Raw genomic sequence first — 14641 nt, forward strand, 5'->3', positions numbered from 1 at the left:
CATCTTAATTCATTAAAATTGAATTTTCCTTTATTCATTTGAAAATTTCCAGCGTTCATTGTTTTCCAGTTTCCTAATTGGTCGACGCTTTATACTATTGTGTAAATATTAATAGTCAACTAAAGCAAAAAACAATGAAAAAATTAAATCGAGAATTAGTCATTTTAAGAACATTTACCGTTTGTATCGTTGGATGTATGGTGTTTATGTCCATGCATGGTTTCAAAATAAAAGAAGACAGAAGCTTTGGAACAATTGATGTGGAACGCATTAATATTGTTGAAAAAGATGGAACTGTAAAGATGTTAATTACCAATGAAGCCCACTTCCCTACTAAAGGTGATTCGATAAATAACACCGTTTATCACGAACGAAAAAAACGTGCTGGAATGTTATTTTTCAATGAAGACGGAAAAGAATGCGGCGGACTTATTTATGATGGCAAAAAGAATGAAAATGGTCATAGTTCTGGACTTTCATTAACTTATGATCAGTACGATGGTGATCAAGTTATGCAGCTTTTAACAACAGATACTAAGAGAGAAGGAAGGAGATTTGTTTCGAGCATGTTGGCTTTTAACGATCGTGCCGAAAATGAAACCCAAGAACTCACAAATCAAATTAATTTAGAGTTAGAAGCCATAAAAGATCCTATGGAAAGAAGAAAAAAGTACATGGCTTATAAGGAACAAGGTTTAGTAGGTTCTACGCCGCGAATAATGCTTGGTAAAACAACAAGCCAGAACAATGGTTTATTTCTATTTGATGATAATGGCATGCCACGAGCACAATTTAGTATAAACAAAGACAATGAGGTTCAATTAGTGGTTTATAATGAAAAAGGTGAAATCACAAGTTCTTGGCCAAAATAAATCTTCAACAAATACTATATCCATGAAATATTTCAGAATCATTTCATGGATATATGCTATTTTGCAGCAATGAAAAGATTATTTAACTTTTTAAGAATAGATATTTACTTTACTGTCTTTATTTTTCTACTAAGTTACTTATTGGTAATAAATTCAAGAATAAAAACAGATTTAAGTTTAGTAGAAATTCTTCGTCCAGATGCTCCTTTAGCTAAATTTGTTTCGGCATTTCTTATTCTGATTCTTATTAAACTCACTATTGATTATTTTCAAAAAAAGGAAGTTTTAGACGCTTATAAGGCAAGCACTTACTTCAAATATTTTGGCATTTCGTTTATCTTATTTCTCTTAATTTCTAATCTATTAGGTCTTTTTATTTCGACATTATTTAATACCATTTCAAGAAATTTCAATTCTCAAACTTTAGTCTTAACCCATCTTTCTCGAAGTATAGATTTCACTTTATATGGAGGTTTATATTTAGCCTATCTGTTTTTAATGGAGAATAACAATTATAAGGCCGAAATACGCAAATACGACAACGCCTTGTCTTCAAGTGTTATTCAACAATTAAAATCGCAATTGAATCCGCATTTTTTATTTAATAATTTAAATACGCTAGATGAATTAATTTAGGAAGATAGTGCCAAGGCGAGTTCATTTTTACATCATTTCTCAGAGCTCTATCGTTATTCTTTAGTGACGTCTGAAAAAAAATTAGTTCCGCTTAAAGATGAAATTGAATTTGTGAAAAATTATTTCGAATTAATGGAACAAAAGTATTTGGGAGACTACCATCTAACTATTGAAAACCACGATCCTCAGTTAGAAGTATTCGTTCCGCCATTTTGCTTACAATTATTGGTTGAAAATGCCATTGAACACAATCTAGGTCGTGCTGAAAACCCTGTAGATATTAAAATCGAAATTACTAATAATATATCTGTTGTTAACAATAAGATTCCTAAAAAGCATAAGAAGAAAACTGGTGGTAGAGCATTAAAAAACCTTTCAACTCAATTCACTTTACTTAGTGGAACAGATATTATTATAGAAAATAATGACACAGAATTTAAGGTTAAATTACCTTTTATAAATAGCAATAATGATATATAGAATTCTTATTATTGAAGACGAAGCTCCTGCTAGAAAAAAGTTAAAAAGGTATATTTCTGAAGTGTGCCCAACTTCTGAAATTGTTGCAGAACTAGACAATGTTGAAGACTGCAAACTATTTTTGAAGGATGCTCCTGAACTTGATCTCATTTTTTCCGATATAGAATTAAGAGATGGAAATGTTTTTGAAGTATATGACGATATTTCTTTAAACTGTCCTATAATTTTTGCCACTGCATATAATGACTTTCTAATCCATGCTTTTGAAGCCAATGGGATTGAGTACTTATTAAAACCATTTTCCCTAGACCGATTTACCAAGGCTTGGGAAAAATTTATTCGTTTAGGAGGAAGTGGTTCTAAAAATAGTCAGCAGTTAATGGAAACCATTAGTCAGCTATTAAAACAATCGTCACCTGTTCCTGTTGGATACAAGGAACAATTCGCGATTAAATCGGCCACAGAAACCTATTTTATTAAAACTGAAAACATCGTTTATTTTCAAGCAGACAAAGGTGTTGTATTTGCTTTTGATGATAAGAATAAGCGTCACATAATGCCACAATCGACCTTGAAAGAAATCGAAGATTTTCTAGATCCGCAAAAGTTTTATAAGATCAATCGCAGTGAAATTGTTCAGAAATATTTTATTATAAAGATTAAAAGGTACAATAAAAATACGGTATCCATTTATTTAAACTCCGAACGAATCATTTTAAGAACAAGTCAGAATAAAACGAGTGATTTTAATTTATGGATGGGTATATAATAAAATTCAACAGGGCTGGTCATAGTTTCAGAATACCTTCTGTTTTATTTCTTTTTATTCATATAGTCCTGCCATTTTATTAGGATGTATTTATCAATATTTCGTTCTTTTTTCCTAAGATAACCATATTCATAAACGAATAAATAGACTTCACCTTTATAGTTTTTCCAATAGTGTGTAAAAAAATCAGGATCAAAACCTTTACTTATTAAAATTTGGCCTCTTACCGTCGCTTTACCAGCTTTATTATAGCTTTTAAGAATTCTTCTGTTTTTTTTCAACTGTTTATCTACCTTTAGATAAAAACTAGGTGTTTCTTGAATTGACTTTTTGTAGTGAAAAGTACTTTTACAATAGGGATCACAGAATTTCTTATCTGATCGCCCTACTAGGATTTTACCACAAGCTTTGCATGTTTTGATATTTTCCATTGATAGTTATACTTACCCGTTATTTATACGAATATTAAACGCTTATTACACCTTTAAGATACTAATATTCACTATTTTAAACAAAAACACATTATGAAGTTTAGTCAACATATCATTTTAAAGCATCTTTTGATTGATAACAAAAAATTTATTGGCCTTCAGTTTTACACCAATAAAGCTTTAGAGGTTCTAGTCAATCAATTAGACTCTGTTAAGTGGAGTGATACCTTTAATATGTATTATATACCAAATAACAGAGCTAACCTAGATAGTATTTATCAAATATTTAAAGGTGTCGCATGGGTTGACGGCAAGTACTTTTTTCAAAAAACAAGATCGAAACAGCTCGACGAAGATTTTAACCTTAACTGGTATAATAATCGAGAAGAACGCACTAACTATAAAAAGTGTCCTGATTCATACCTACAAAAACTTGAGTTAAAAAAATATTCTAACAATACTGTAAAATCCTACGTAAATAGTTTCGAAGATTTCATAAATTATTATTACGATAAGGATGTAGATTCGTTAAATGAGCTTGATATCAGGGCTTATTTAACTAATCTTATTAAAGAAAAGCGTTCTAATTCATATATAAACGTTGCTATTAACAGTATAAAATTTTATTATGAAATTGTAAAAGGCATGCCTAATAGATTGTATATGATTGAGCGTCCACGTCCAGAAAAGAAGCTTCCTATTGTGTTATCTAAAGATCAAGTTAGGAAAGTCATTGATTGTACAAACAATATTAAACATCGCTGTGTAGTCAGTTTGTTATATTCCGCCGGATTGCGTAGGAGTGAATTATTAAACTTAAAACCGCATCATATTGATAGCTCTAGAATGCTTATACATGTCACAGATGCCAAGGGTAATAAAGAAAGGTACACCTTACTTTCCGAAAACACATTAAAAGATTTACGAACTTATTACAAGCAATATAAACCGGCCACTTATCTTTTTGAAAGTCCTACTAAAGGACAATTTAGCGCAAACAGTGTTGGTAAAATAGTTTCAGAAGCCGCTGAAAGAGCTGGTATTAAGAAGCGTGTTTCCCCTCATGTTTTAAGACATAGCTTTGCCACTCACCTATTGGAATCTGGCACTGATTTACGTTATATTCAATTATTATTAGGTCACAATTCCACAAAAACCACTGAGATTTATACACATGTTGCCAAAAGCAGCTTTGATTTTATAAAAAATCCATTAGATTTGTAAGTGTATGTATAGTGGATATATACACACCACTAACTATATAACTACGTTGGGCACAATACAAAACAACTTCTGCGAAAGAATTTTAAATTTCGTAAATTTGTTAAAATTTAAGAACTAATTGAAACTATATAAATTGAATAAAAAAGAACTTGTAGATTATTGTAAATCTTTAGGAATCGAGACAAAAGGAAAAACCAAAAACACTTTAATGGAAGATGCAGAAACATACGGTAATCAACAAATCGTACAAGCGAAAAAGGACGGGACAGACTATGAGTTACTATATTCAAAAATTGAAGAACTTTCGAATAGATATTCTGAAACTCTGAACGGAAAGATAGAGGATAGAAAAGAAGAAATGCTCGAAGATGATAATTCTCATTATCTAATTTATAGAGTATTGGGGATTTCTAATGAAAGAGGTCAATTAATTGATGTTTATCAAAACACAGGTCGATTTCTCTACAAATATGCAGGCTCATTTTTGGAGGAAGCAACCGTTCTATGTTTCAAATTCAATAACTTAAAAGGAAAGAGAACGCTTGTAGATAATACAGTAGGTTCAAAACCTAAAACATTTGAAATTGACTTTTTAGATGGTAACAACGCTATTGAAATTAAATGGCGAGATGCAACAACAGATGGAGACCATATAACAAAAGAGCATACAAGAGTTGAGTGTATAACTAGTTATGGTTATAAACCAATTCGAGTTATGTTTTACTATCCTCAAAGGAAACAAGCAATTAAAATTCAAAAAATACTTGCTACATACTATAAGGGAGTAAAAGGGGAATATTATGGTGGAGATGAAGCTTGGAATTTTGTCAAAAAATATACTGGTTACGACTTATTAGAAATCTTAACTTCTATCGCAGATAAAAAAACTAGTTCAAATGGAAGTAAATAGAATATATAAAGGTAATTGTATTAACAAATTGACAGAATTAGAATCTAACTCTGTTGATTTAGTATATTTTGACCCACCTTTTTTTACTCAAAAAAAACATTCATTAGTAACTAGAGATGAATCAAAAAAATACGAATTCAGCGATAGTTGGGATTCATTAAATGACTACCTCGATTTAATTGAGGCTTGTTTAATAGAGTGCAAAAGAGTTTTAAAAGAAACTGGCAGTGTTTTTCTTCATTGTGATAAAGTTGCTTCTCATTACATTAGAGTAACTCTAGACAAAGTTTTTGGAATGAAAAACTTCCAAAGTGAAATCATTTGGAGTTATAAAAGATGGTCTAATTCCAAGAAAGGGCTTTTAAACTCGCATCAAAATATATACTTCTATTCAAAAAGTAAGCACTTTAAATTTAATCAATATTATACAAATTACGCTTCTACAACTAATATTGACCAAATCTTACAAGACAGAAAAAAAACTGCAAAAGGTAAGTCCATTTACAAAACAGATGAAGATGGCAATATTGTTTTAGGAAAAGAAAAAAAAGGCGTTCCATTATCAGATACTTGGGAAATCCCTTATCTAAATCCTAAAGCAAAAGAAAGAGTTGGTTATCCGACACAAAAACCTGTTTTGCTCTTAAAAGAGATAATTAAAATAGTAACAGACAAAGGAGATTTAGTTGTTGACCCTTTTTGTGGAAGTGGGACGACCTGTGTTGCTGCTAAATCTATGGATAGAAATTTCATCGGAATTGATGCATCTCAAGATGCAGTCGAACTTGCGAACAGACGATTGGAAGAAATGATAATCACAGATTCTGCATTATTAAACAAAGGTTATAATAGCTATCTTGAAAAATCAGAATATGAGATGGCAATTTTAAAAAGTATTGATGCTCTGCCAGTTCAAAGAAACTCTGGAATTGATGGATTTTTAAGAAAGCATTTTAACGAAAAACCAGTACCTGTTAAAATTCAAGGAAAAAGAGAAACTCTTAATGATGCAATTGAAAAACTTGAAAAATCTTGCCAAGGAAAAGAATTTGAGTTAAAAATTGTAATTCAAACTCGAAAGGAATCAAGAGGTAATCGACTTTTTGAATTAGAATCTGATATAGAAATTATCCAATCACAGGAATTGATAATTGAGGAATTGAAAGAAAAAAGTACTGTGCCCAACAATGTATAAAAATAATAGCGGTTTAATCGCTTAATCGAAACAAAAATGAATAAATTAAAGGTCAGTTATAATCCGAAAAGTTAGTGTATAAAATCCGCTACTATTCTTATACTAGACCGTTGTGTGTCATTTGAGAAAAAATGAGAAACCATTTAATAATCTTACTTCTAATTCTAACTTCTTGCAATTCTGACAAAATTGACAAAGCGGAATTTAATGACTTTTCGGACCTTGAAATTCATTATCGAACTGGAGATGAAAGAATCGAATTTTACTCAATGGAAATTTTTAAAAGCGGAGAAAAAATAAAAGCTATTAAAAAAAGTCCGTTTTATTATTATGGTTCTGGAACCGACTCAACTTGGACAACCGAAATTGGAAAATCTGACTTAAAATTAATAACTGAATTTATAAATAAAGCCAAATCGATTAATGATACTTGTTCTTTTAATTCTTCATCAATTGATTACTACGATATAAAAACCAATGGAAAAGAAATTAAAATCGTTGGGAATTGTGAATGGAACGGAATTGACTACGATAGTTTGGAAAGTAAAATATTCAAACACAAGTTTATTGAATTAGAGAAAAAACGAGAAATCGTAGCTGATTCTTTGATAAGGAGTTTTAATGGAATTTGGGACGTTTCTGGCTGGGAAAATGGAGTTCTAAAAAATCGGAATTTAGTTTTGACAAGAACAACAGAAAAGGAACCAAAAATTGACGGAATTTATCGCTGGACTTTTGAAAAGGAAAAAGAAGCGGAATTCAAAGAAAAATTAGACATTGACGAAGGAAGTACATTAATCGAAATTGGAGCTTCGACATATAAAGTGATGAATATCGAAAATGACAAAATTGAATTAAAATATTTGTGGTAAAAAAAACGCCACACAACAACGGCTATAGTTCATTGCGGCGGAATTTCCTCTCGGAAATTCCTGCATATTTGCTAACTTTGGTTTATGGCGGAATAGTTCTGCCGAACCATTCCGCAACGAAACCATAGCCAAAACCGTTGGCAAACATTTGAGAAAAACATTATGAAAAGAACAATTTTAGGGTTATTTCTGACTATTACGTTGATTTCATGCGACAAAAAAGAAAAGGAACTTTTGAGCGAAAACACAAATCTGAAATTCGAAATTGAGAGTTTAAAAAAAGAAATAGATTCGCTGAATCAACTTCCAAGTTCTGAATTTGAAAAAATCGCTATTGAGGATAGAATTTTGGACTCACTGAGAAACGTAAGAGAGCATAAATATTCGCCTGATTTGAACTTAAATAAACTTAAAGTTAGTGATTCAGTTTTGATGAGTAAATATGTAAATTTTGCTAAAGAAAATTCTGGTTCAATTTTATCGCTCATAGCATTTGACAGAGCAACGAATGTTTATCACAAAGGTCGAACATTAAACTTGAATCAAATTGTTGGAGTTTGGAAATTAGACAGTATAAAAGGTCTTGGATTTACGAAAGATTATAAAACTAAAATCAATGAAAAATTAGAAATTACAAAAGATAAAAAGATTAATATATATTCTAACAATAAAATAATTGAAAGTAACGACTTTTACTTAAGAGGAATTAAGTTTGGTGGAACAGAAATGCACATAAAAGGCAAAGGAGTTTATTTCGTGAATTTAAAAAAGAACAATTTTCTTGCTATTGGTAAAGCATATATTATGGATAGTGGATACAAAGTTTATGAGAAGTCGAATGAATAAAAAACGATTTGCCAACATCGTATAAAAACAATGCGTAGTTTAGTGCTTAATCAAGAGTTCGTGCGCTTTTGTTACATCTGATTTTCCTGCGGAAAATCCTCGCACACAAAAACGCACTATTCTTATACGTAACCGTTAGGTGCAATTTGAGAAAACGATGAACTTCGGAAATAACATAAACGAATTTTTAAAAAGTAGTGCGAAAAGAGCACTCGGAGGAAATACACCGAAATCTTTACGAAAAGCATCCATTGAATTAAAAGACAAAGAAGTTCAATGGTTGTGTATTTTAGATTATTCAGCAACCGAAGATGATATAGAAGATTGTGCTGTCGCTGGAACTGAAATAATTGCGGATTATACTTGGGAATATGGAATTAATGAAATGTTTGAAAAAACCAAGCCATATGATAAGCCGAGAGAATTAAAAAACGTTGTTTACCAAAGACTCGAAAAGAATTTTAAAGAAAGAGATTCCGACGAGCAAGAATGGATTACCGAAAATAATTATTGCGGAAAATGTAAAAAAGCTGATACTGGATTGAATTATCCAATCGAATATGAGTTTAACGGAAAAATTTACGTTGACGGTATTTGTAAAGTTTGCGGAACTTCTTGCAGTACGGAAATGAAAATAGAAACGGAATAAAAACTGCACCTAACACCGTATAAAAATAATTGCGGTTTAGTGCTTAATCAAAGGTCGTTGCGTGTTTGTAACGTCTGATTTTCCTTCGGAAAATCCTCGCATACAAACCCGCAACTATTCTTATACATAAACGTTGGGTTTAATGCGGAAACGCCTGTTACCAATCCAAAGTTCCGGCTTAAATTCAATTCTTATACTGAAAAACAACAGCCGAATTTAAGCAGGTTTGCGGAATTAAAATATTCAAAAACTTACCTTGACTATTTTAGATCGTTTGCAGAATCTGAATTAAAACTTAACCAAACTATACGCGGAATTTAGCAAGTTACGGAATCGCTCACTCGCCATCTGAATTAAATATATTGCGGAATTTGAGCAAGTTTGCGGAATAAAAGCACAATAGATAAAAGAGTAATCTGAACAAAATATCCAGTGGATAAAAAGCACTAAAACCCAACACCGTGTAAAAAACATTGCTTATTTTAGTTCAGTCGTTTGGTCGTTGCTCTTTTGCTAGCTTCTGATTTTCCTGCGGAAAATCCTCGCATACAAAATCGCAACGTTCCTTACACAAAAACGTTGCAAGTAATAGCGGAACTCACTCAGGCGCTAGGAATTCAGAATTGAAAAACGACCGATTTTTAACAAACTTTACGTTGAATTTCCTATCCAAAATCTGAATTAAGCTTGTTGCGGAATTGCCACTCAAACGGGATTTATAAACCATTGCGGAAAACCGAGCAGAACCCGGTAATTTACTCTTGCGGAATTGAGCAAGTTTGCGGAATTGAAAATAGCAACGGAATAAATAAAGCGGAATTTCTACTGGCCTGTTTTTCGATTTTATTCGGAGTTTTAAGGTAGTTGAAAAGAAAAAACTACTACTTGCAACACCGTGTAAAAAACATTGCTTATTTTAGTTCAATCGTTTGGTCGTTGCTCTTTTGCTAGCTTCTGATTTTCCTGCGGAAAATCCTCGCATACAAAACCGCAACGTTCCTTACACAAAACCGTTGGCAACAATTTAAGAAATGACGAAATATATTCAAATTTTATTAATTTTTTTGACATTATCTGCTTGCGGACAAAATGCAACCGAAATGAAAACACCAGAAAATGCGAATGAAATGTTTGCGGAATTCATTGCAAAGAAAAAGTTTATTGAACAACCTTACCCGAATTTCTATCCTGGAATTGCAGACGAAAAAATGCGACCAATTTTAACGGAAAAAATAAACCAAGTTGCGACTGATTTTAAAACTGTTGCGGAATCTGAAAACCCGACTGATTTAAAGTATCAAGAAAAAATCGGAATTGGACTTTCAAGGTTTGCGGACATTTATCTGGAATTAGATACCGAAGACAGAGAAAGAGTTTGTATGTATTTTGAGGAATTAATGGATATTGTCGGACTGGAAAGCTCGAATGGTCAACTCAATAAATTTATGTACGGTTTTGACCCAATGGAAAAGCCAAAAGAAAAAAAGTGGACTGATTCGCACGGAAACATGTTTATTGAAAAGGGAACTGAAGTTTCAATAATTCCAGCGAAATACGATAAAACAGGAAAAAAATATAAAGTCTTCCTTTACAACGAAACGACTGAAAATATAGGAATAATAGAGGACTTAATTATAAAACCGAGAGAATTTAAAGTATTTAATGTTTCAGACACAGATACTCTAAAATTAGACAATGGAGTTAAGTTTATGTTTGGAGAAACCTATGGACTTGAAGTTGAGGACAAAAAATCTCAAGTTAGTGGACTTGGAGGAAAATATTTGACTGATTATGGAGTGCCGAATGAAATTGATTTTGCTTTTGTTATAGTTGCAATTGGAAAAGGAGATTAAGAATAAAAACTGTTGCCAACACCGTATATAATTTATTGCTAGTTCTAGCCTACTTACGAAAATCCTCGCGGATTTTCTATTCGGTTTGTATTTGCTAAATTAGGTGCTTAAAACACGCAACAAACCATATACAAACACGTTGTGCATTATTATGAGAAACATTATGAAAAAAATTCAAACTATAACAATTTTACTGTTAAGTTCTTTTATTTACGCTCAAAACAATTCAGCTTTTGAAATTGAATTCAGAGGAAAACTTTATTTTGACAACTCAAAAGATAGCCTTAAGTATTCTAAATTTTACAGCAAAATGGATAGTGAAATTTCGGAGCGTATTCTCACAGCCGAAAAGGAAATTGTAATCATAAATAAGGACACCATATTGGTTGAACAGTTCCCGAAAAAAATTGGTCCTTCAAAAACAATGTTTATTAGGAATTCAAATAAAAATGATAGACTTGATTTAAACTCTGGAAAAAAAACCAAATGGAATAATCCATATATTACTACAAAATATCGTAAAATCAATAATTATGAAAGAATTCCTAATGAAGATAGAATAATACTAGAGGAGGAATGTCAAGCCTGGATATCAAAATCTAAAAATGGATGGAATAAAATTTGGATTTCAAAAGTAAAGTTAGAAGATTCAGAATTAGAATACCCAGACCTAATTATTAATGGATTTTTAGTATTGAAAAGAACTAAGCATTTAAATGGTGGTAGAAATATAGATTTTGAGGCTCAATCAATTAAAGAGATTAATAGTGTAAGTTTTAAAAACATATTAGGAGAACATTTAAAAATTGACATTAAAACAAAATATAAACCAATTTATGAAAACCAAAATTTATCTGACAAATCAATAAAAGTTGGCAATCGAGTTGACAACTTTGCTGTTAGAAATGTATTTGAAAACGACCTTATCAAACTTTATGACATTACTAAACAAAAGAAATATACAATTGTAGAATTTTGGGGAACTTGGTGCGTACCTTGCCTACTTGCAAATGAAAAAATTAAAGAATTAAAAAAAACATATGAGGATAATTTGTCAATTTTTTCAATCAATGCTCACGATAGAAATATTAGTAAGCTAAAAAAAATGATTGAAAAAAAAGAAATGAATTGGACTCACGGGTATGCTACTGAAAAGCTACTAAAAGTTTTCAATAAAAAAGGAACTTATCCGAGGTTAGTCATATTGAACAACGTAAATGAAGTTTTGTTTATTGGAAACCCACAAGTTGATTTAGATAAAATAAAAGAGGTATTGAATAAATAACAATGCACAACACCGTGTATAATTCATTGCTAGTTATAGCCTACTTACGAAAGTCCTCGCGGACTTTCTATCTATGATTTATTTGCTAACTTTAGTGCTTAAACACGCAACGAAATCATACACAATACCGTTGGCATTCATTTATGAAAAGCAGAAATTTCATTTTAACATTAGGAATTTTAATCGGACTTATTAGCTGTGCGAAAAAAAATTACGTGACGTGCGGACTTGGTTCAGAAATGAATCCGAAAACGATAGACAGCGAAATAATTGAACTGAAAAGAATCGGAATTGCGGACACAACTCTTGCAAGTATTTCTGGAAAAATTTGTGCAAAATCAATTAATGAAAATGATACTCTGACTGACAATTTTGCTTATACAAATATTTGGGTTAAAGATATTCAAACTGATTCCCTCATTGGGACAACATCGAATTCCAAAGGCGAGTTTCAGTTTACAATTCCTGCATCTGAATATAATTTAGAAGTACAATTTATCGGATTTAATAATCTCAAAGTTAGGAATGTCAAAATCGGAACTGGAGATATTATAAATTTTTCAGCGATTATTGGACAAGGAAATGGAACAACTGAATATAAATCGAGTCCGAATGGTTTGTTTGAAAAGATAATTGAATAAAATAAAAACGAAATGCAATAAAAGGCAGGATTTAAATGGTAAAATCAAACTTAATCAAAGTAATAGCAATCTTATTAACTCTAATCTCATTTAGATTCATTCTGAAATTTATTTGGAGTGATTTTTTTGCTTCTGTATATCCAAGCTGGAATGTAACTGTTTATGCTCAATTTTGGTTATTGAATTACAGAACTATTATGTATGGTCTAGCTACATTAACAATGATTCTATTGTATAGACTTTGGAAATCAATGCTGTCTAAACTTTTAACTAAATAGAATTAAAAAACGAAATGCCAACACCGTATATAATTTATTGCTTGGTTCTCGCCTACTTACGAAAATCCTCGCGGATTTTCTATTCGGTTTGTATTTGCTAAATTAGGTGCTTAAAACACGCAACAAACCATATACAACAACGTTGTAGTGCATTTGAGAAAAACGAATATGAACAGAATATTAATAATACTTTTAGCAAGTTTTTCTCTGATTTCTTGCGCGAATAAAGACAAAGAAAAAAATATGACAAACGGAAAAAATAATTATACGTGGAATGTTCAACTTGCTGGATACGATTATGAAAAATATGACGAAAAAGGACAAACCGACTATGAGAGTTTTATAACCGAGTTTGATAAATTTCCTTGGATTGAACAAATTGAAAGTTATCAGAAAATCCAAAAAGGGAGTTCTGCGACTTTATCTGTAAATGACAAAGTAAATAAAACGTCATTTTGGGTTTCTATAATGGGAAATGTGAATGACAATACATTTTTGGTTGGTTATGTCTATCCGAAAATGAAAAAAGGCTTATTTGGACTTGGAAAGGAAAAAGAAATAAGATGGTTAGAGATATTTATAGCAAAAGACAATGAACAAGTAAAAAAATGCTTCCGACTTTATTTCTCGAACGAATTGGATAAACTTCAATCGGAATTAAAAACGATGGAGAAATATGGAGAAATGGAAGCCCAAAACTAAAAAAAAACGCACTACAACACCGTATAAAAATAATTGCGGTTTAGTGCTAAAACAAAGGTAGTTGCGTGTTTGTTACATCTGATTTTCCTTCGGAAAATCCTCGCACGCAAACCCGCAACTATTCTTATACAAACACGTTGGCATTCATTGAGCAGAACCGTTAAAAATGAGACTTATGAGTAATTTAAAAGACATTAAATCGGAAATTGAAAAATATGCGAATGAATCAAATCTGACTGAATTACAAATCGTTCAGAAACTGGAAAAACATTACTTTGACAAAAAAGTAAACGAGAATTTAAAGTTATATAAAAAAGGAAAGAAAAAAGTGAGCGAAATAACAAAAGACTTGAAAATCTCGCCACGAAAATTTTATGCGATTTTAGAAAAAAAGAAAATAGAACATAAGAAATATAAAAAAGAGTGATTTAAAACAAAACGTTTGACTTTTAGTTCGTTTGCCGAATAAAACAATAAACAAATAATGAAAAGAAAATATTTTATTTATTTTATAATAATCGCAAGTATCATACTTATGATTTATAACATTTCTGAACTTGACTTTAGCAATCTTCAAAAAGGACCTTTTGCTGGAATTGTATCGAATGTTCTTATAATTATAGTAATGCTACTTACAATGAGAGATTTAAATAAAAAAGAACAGGAAAACAAATAATTGGAATTGAAAAAGTTTGCGGAATAAAACGCTGACTGAATTTACTCAAACGCTCGAAAAATAAAAATGGAATTTAGTCGAATAAGAATAAGTCGGAATAAAAAAACAACGAAATGCCAACACCGTGTATAATTAATTGCTCGGTTCTCGCCTACTTACGAAAATCCTCGCGGATTTTCTATTCGGTTTTTATTTGCTAACTTTAGTGCTTAAAACACGCAACTAATCAAGAACTGTGTTAAAAAACAAGTATTTATTAGTTTATATTTACTAAAACACTTCTATAGTTTCTGTCATATTTTAAACCTGATTTAGCTAGGGC

14 protein-coding genes and 1 pseudogene are annotated in these 14641 nt (G+C 31.1%); 14 read left to right on the forward strand and 1 reads right to left on the reverse strand.

Going from position 1 to position 14641, the window contains the following annotated elements; all coding sequences use genetic code 11:
• Positions 1–134 precede the first annotated feature (134 nt).
• From DFQ11_RS13550 to DFQ11_RS13560, 3 genes and pseudogenes are all read left to right on the forward strand, one after another.
• On the forward strand, positions 135–872 hold the full coding sequence (locus DFQ11_RS13550; RefSeq protein ID WP_110476435.1) for a hypothetical protein: 738 nt from the start codon (positions 135–137) through the stop codon (positions 870–872).
• A 69-nt stretch (positions 873–941) separates the two neighbouring features.
• Positions 942–1988, forward strand: a pseudogene (locus DFQ11_RS15470) (sensor histidine kinase).
• Entirely contained in the window at positions 1978–2757 is a 780-nt protein-coding gene (locus tag DFQ11_RS13560; RefSeq protein ID WP_229791303.1) for a LytR/AlgR family response regulator transcription factor, read from the forward strand. The pseudogene DFQ11_RS15470 and the gene DFQ11_RS13560 overlap by 11 nt, the downstream one beginning before the upstream one ends.
• Before the next feature lie 44 nt (positions 2758–2801).
• Here the strand turns inward: DFQ11_RS13560 and DFQ11_RS13565 are convergent, their stop codons facing one another.
• Positions 2802–3188, reverse strand: a complete 387-nt coding sequence (locus DFQ11_RS13565; RefSeq protein ID WP_110476422.1) for a hypothetical protein — start codon at positions 3186–3188, stop codon at positions 2802–2804.
• Between the two features lie 93 nt (positions 3189–3281).
• Between DFQ11_RS13565 and xerA the strand changes: the two genes are divergently transcribed.
• From xerA to DFQ11_RS13620, 11 genes are all read left to right on the forward strand, one after another.
• Positions 3282–4412 carry a site-specific tyrosine recombinase/integron integrase gene (gene xerA / locus DFQ11_RS13570; RefSeq protein WP_110476423.1) on the forward strand — a complete coding sequence of 377 codons (1131 nt, stop codon included), beginning with the start codon at positions 3282–3284 and terminating at the stop codon, positions 4410–4412.
• A gap of 133 nt (positions 4413–4545) precedes the next feature.
• Positions 4546–5322 carry an ApaLI family restriction endonuclease gene (locus tag DFQ11_RS13575; RefSeq protein ID WP_229791304.1) on the forward strand — a complete coding sequence of 259 codons (777 nt, stop codon included), beginning with the start codon at positions 4546–4548 and terminating at the stop codon, positions 5320–5322.
• Complete coding sequence (locus tag DFQ11_RS13580) at positions 5309–6517, forward strand: DNA-methyltransferase (protein WP_110476424.1); 1209 nt, start codon at positions 5309–5311, stop codon at positions 6515–6517. Before DFQ11_RS13575 ends, DFQ11_RS13580 begins: the two co-directional genes overlap by 14 nt.
• Positions 6518–6648: 131 nt before the next feature.
• Complete coding sequence (locus tag DFQ11_RS13585) at positions 6649–7389, forward strand: hypothetical protein (protein WP_110476425.1); 741 nt, start codon at positions 6649–6651, stop codon at positions 7387–7389.
• A gap of 162 nt (positions 7390–7551) precedes the next feature.
• Positions 7552–8235: a hypothetical protein gene (locus DFQ11_RS13590; RefSeq protein WP_110476426.1), complete on the forward strand. Its 684-nt coding sequence runs from the start codon at positions 7552–7554 to the stop codon at positions 8233–8235.
• 157 nt (positions 8236–8392) lie between these two features.
• Positions 8393–8884 carry a hypothetical protein gene (locus tag DFQ11_RS13595; protein WP_110476427.1) on the forward strand — a complete coding sequence of 164 codons (492 nt, stop codon included), beginning with the start codon at positions 8393–8395 and terminating at the stop codon, positions 8882–8884.
• A gap of 1100 nt (positions 8885–9984) precedes the next feature.
• Positions 9985–10737 (forward strand): DUF4844 domain-containing protein, encoded by a 753-nt coding sequence (locus tag DFQ11_RS15350; RefSeq protein ID WP_229791305.1) that lies wholly within the window; start codon positions 9985–9987, stop codon positions 10735–10737.
• A gap of 310 nt (positions 10738–11047) precedes the next feature.
• Positions 11048–12022, forward strand: a complete 975-nt coding sequence (locus DFQ11_RS13605) for a TlpA family protein disulfide reductase (RefSeq protein WP_158525008.1) — start codon at positions 11048–11050, stop codon at positions 12020–12022.
• A gap of 143 nt (positions 12023–12165) precedes the next feature.
• On the forward strand, positions 12166–12663 hold the full coding sequence (locus DFQ11_RS13610; RefSeq protein WP_110476429.1) for a carboxypeptidase-like regulatory domain-containing protein: 498 nt from the start codon (positions 12166–12168) through the stop codon (positions 12661–12663).
• A 521-nt stretch (positions 12664–13184) separates the two neighbouring features.
• A complete protein-coding gene (locus tag DFQ11_RS13615) occupies positions 13185–13643 on the forward strand; it encodes a hypothetical protein (protein ID WP_146221539.1) in 459 nt (152 codons plus the stop codon).
• Positions 13644–13818: 175 nt separating this feature from the next.
• Positions 13819–14070: a hypothetical protein gene (locus tag DFQ11_RS13620; protein ID WP_110476438.1), complete on the forward strand. Its 252-nt coding sequence runs from the start codon at positions 13819–13821 to the stop codon at positions 14068–14070.
• The last annotated feature ends 571 nt before the right edge of the window (positions 14071–14641 follow it).

It is taken from the genome of Winogradskyella epiphytica (genome assembly GCF_003217215.1).
Classification (GTDB): Bacteria; Bacteroidota; Bacteroidia; order Flavobacteriales; family Flavobacteriaceae; genus Winogradskyella; species Winogradskyella epiphytica.

Bases quoted from the DNA above. Each gene is read 5' to 3' on its own strand.
- DFQ11_RS15350 (WP_229791305.1), top strand. From the start codon at position 9,985: ATGAAAACACCAGAAAATGCGAATGAAATGTTTGCGGAATTCATTGCA.
- DFQ11_RS13610 (WP_110476429.1), top strand. From the start codon at position 12,166: ATGAAAAGCAGAAATTTCATTTTAACATTAGGAATTTTAATCGGACTT.
- DFQ11_RS13605 (WP_158525008.1), top strand. From the start codon at position 11,048: ATGGATAGTGAAATTTCGGAGCGTATTCTCACAGCCGAAAAGGAAATT.
- DFQ11_RS13595 (WP_110476427.1), top strand. From the start codon at position 8,393: ATGAACTTCGGAAATAACATAAACGAATTTTTAAAAAGTAGTGCGAAA.
- DFQ11_RS13550 (WP_110476435.1), top strand. From the start codon at position 135: ATGAAAAAATTAAATCGAGAATTAGTCATTTTAAGAACATTTACCGTT.
- DFQ11_RS13615 (WP_146221539.1), top strand. From the start codon at position 13,185: ATGACAAACGGAAAAAATAATTATACGTGGAATGTTCAACTTGCTGGA.
- DFQ11_RS13620 (WP_110476438.1), top strand. From the start codon at position 13,819: ATGAGTAATTTAAAAGACATTAAATCGGAAATTGAAAAATATGCGAAT.
- DFQ11_RS13560 (WP_229791303.1), top strand. From the start codon at position 1,978: ATGATATATAGAATTCTTATTATTGAAGACGAAGCTCCTGCTAGAAAA.
- DFQ11_RS13585 (WP_110476425.1), top strand. From the start codon at position 6,649: ATGAGAAACCATTTAATAATCTTACTTCTAATTCTAACTTCTTGCAAT.
- DFQ11_RS13580 (WP_110476424.1), top strand. From the start codon at position 5,309: ATGGAAGTAAATAGAATATATAAAGGTAATTGTATTAACAAATTGACA.
- xerA (WP_110476423.1), top strand. From the start codon at position 3,282: ATGAAGTTTAGTCAACATATCATTTTAAAGCATCTTTTGATTGATAAC.
- DFQ11_RS13565 (WP_110476422.1), bottom strand. From the start codon at position 3,188: ATGGAAAATATCAAAACATGCAAAGCTTGTGGTAAAATCCTAGTAGGG.
- DFQ11_RS13590 (WP_110476426.1), top strand. From the start codon at position 7,552: ATGAAAAGAACAATTTTAGGGTTATTTCTGACTATTACGTTGATTTCA.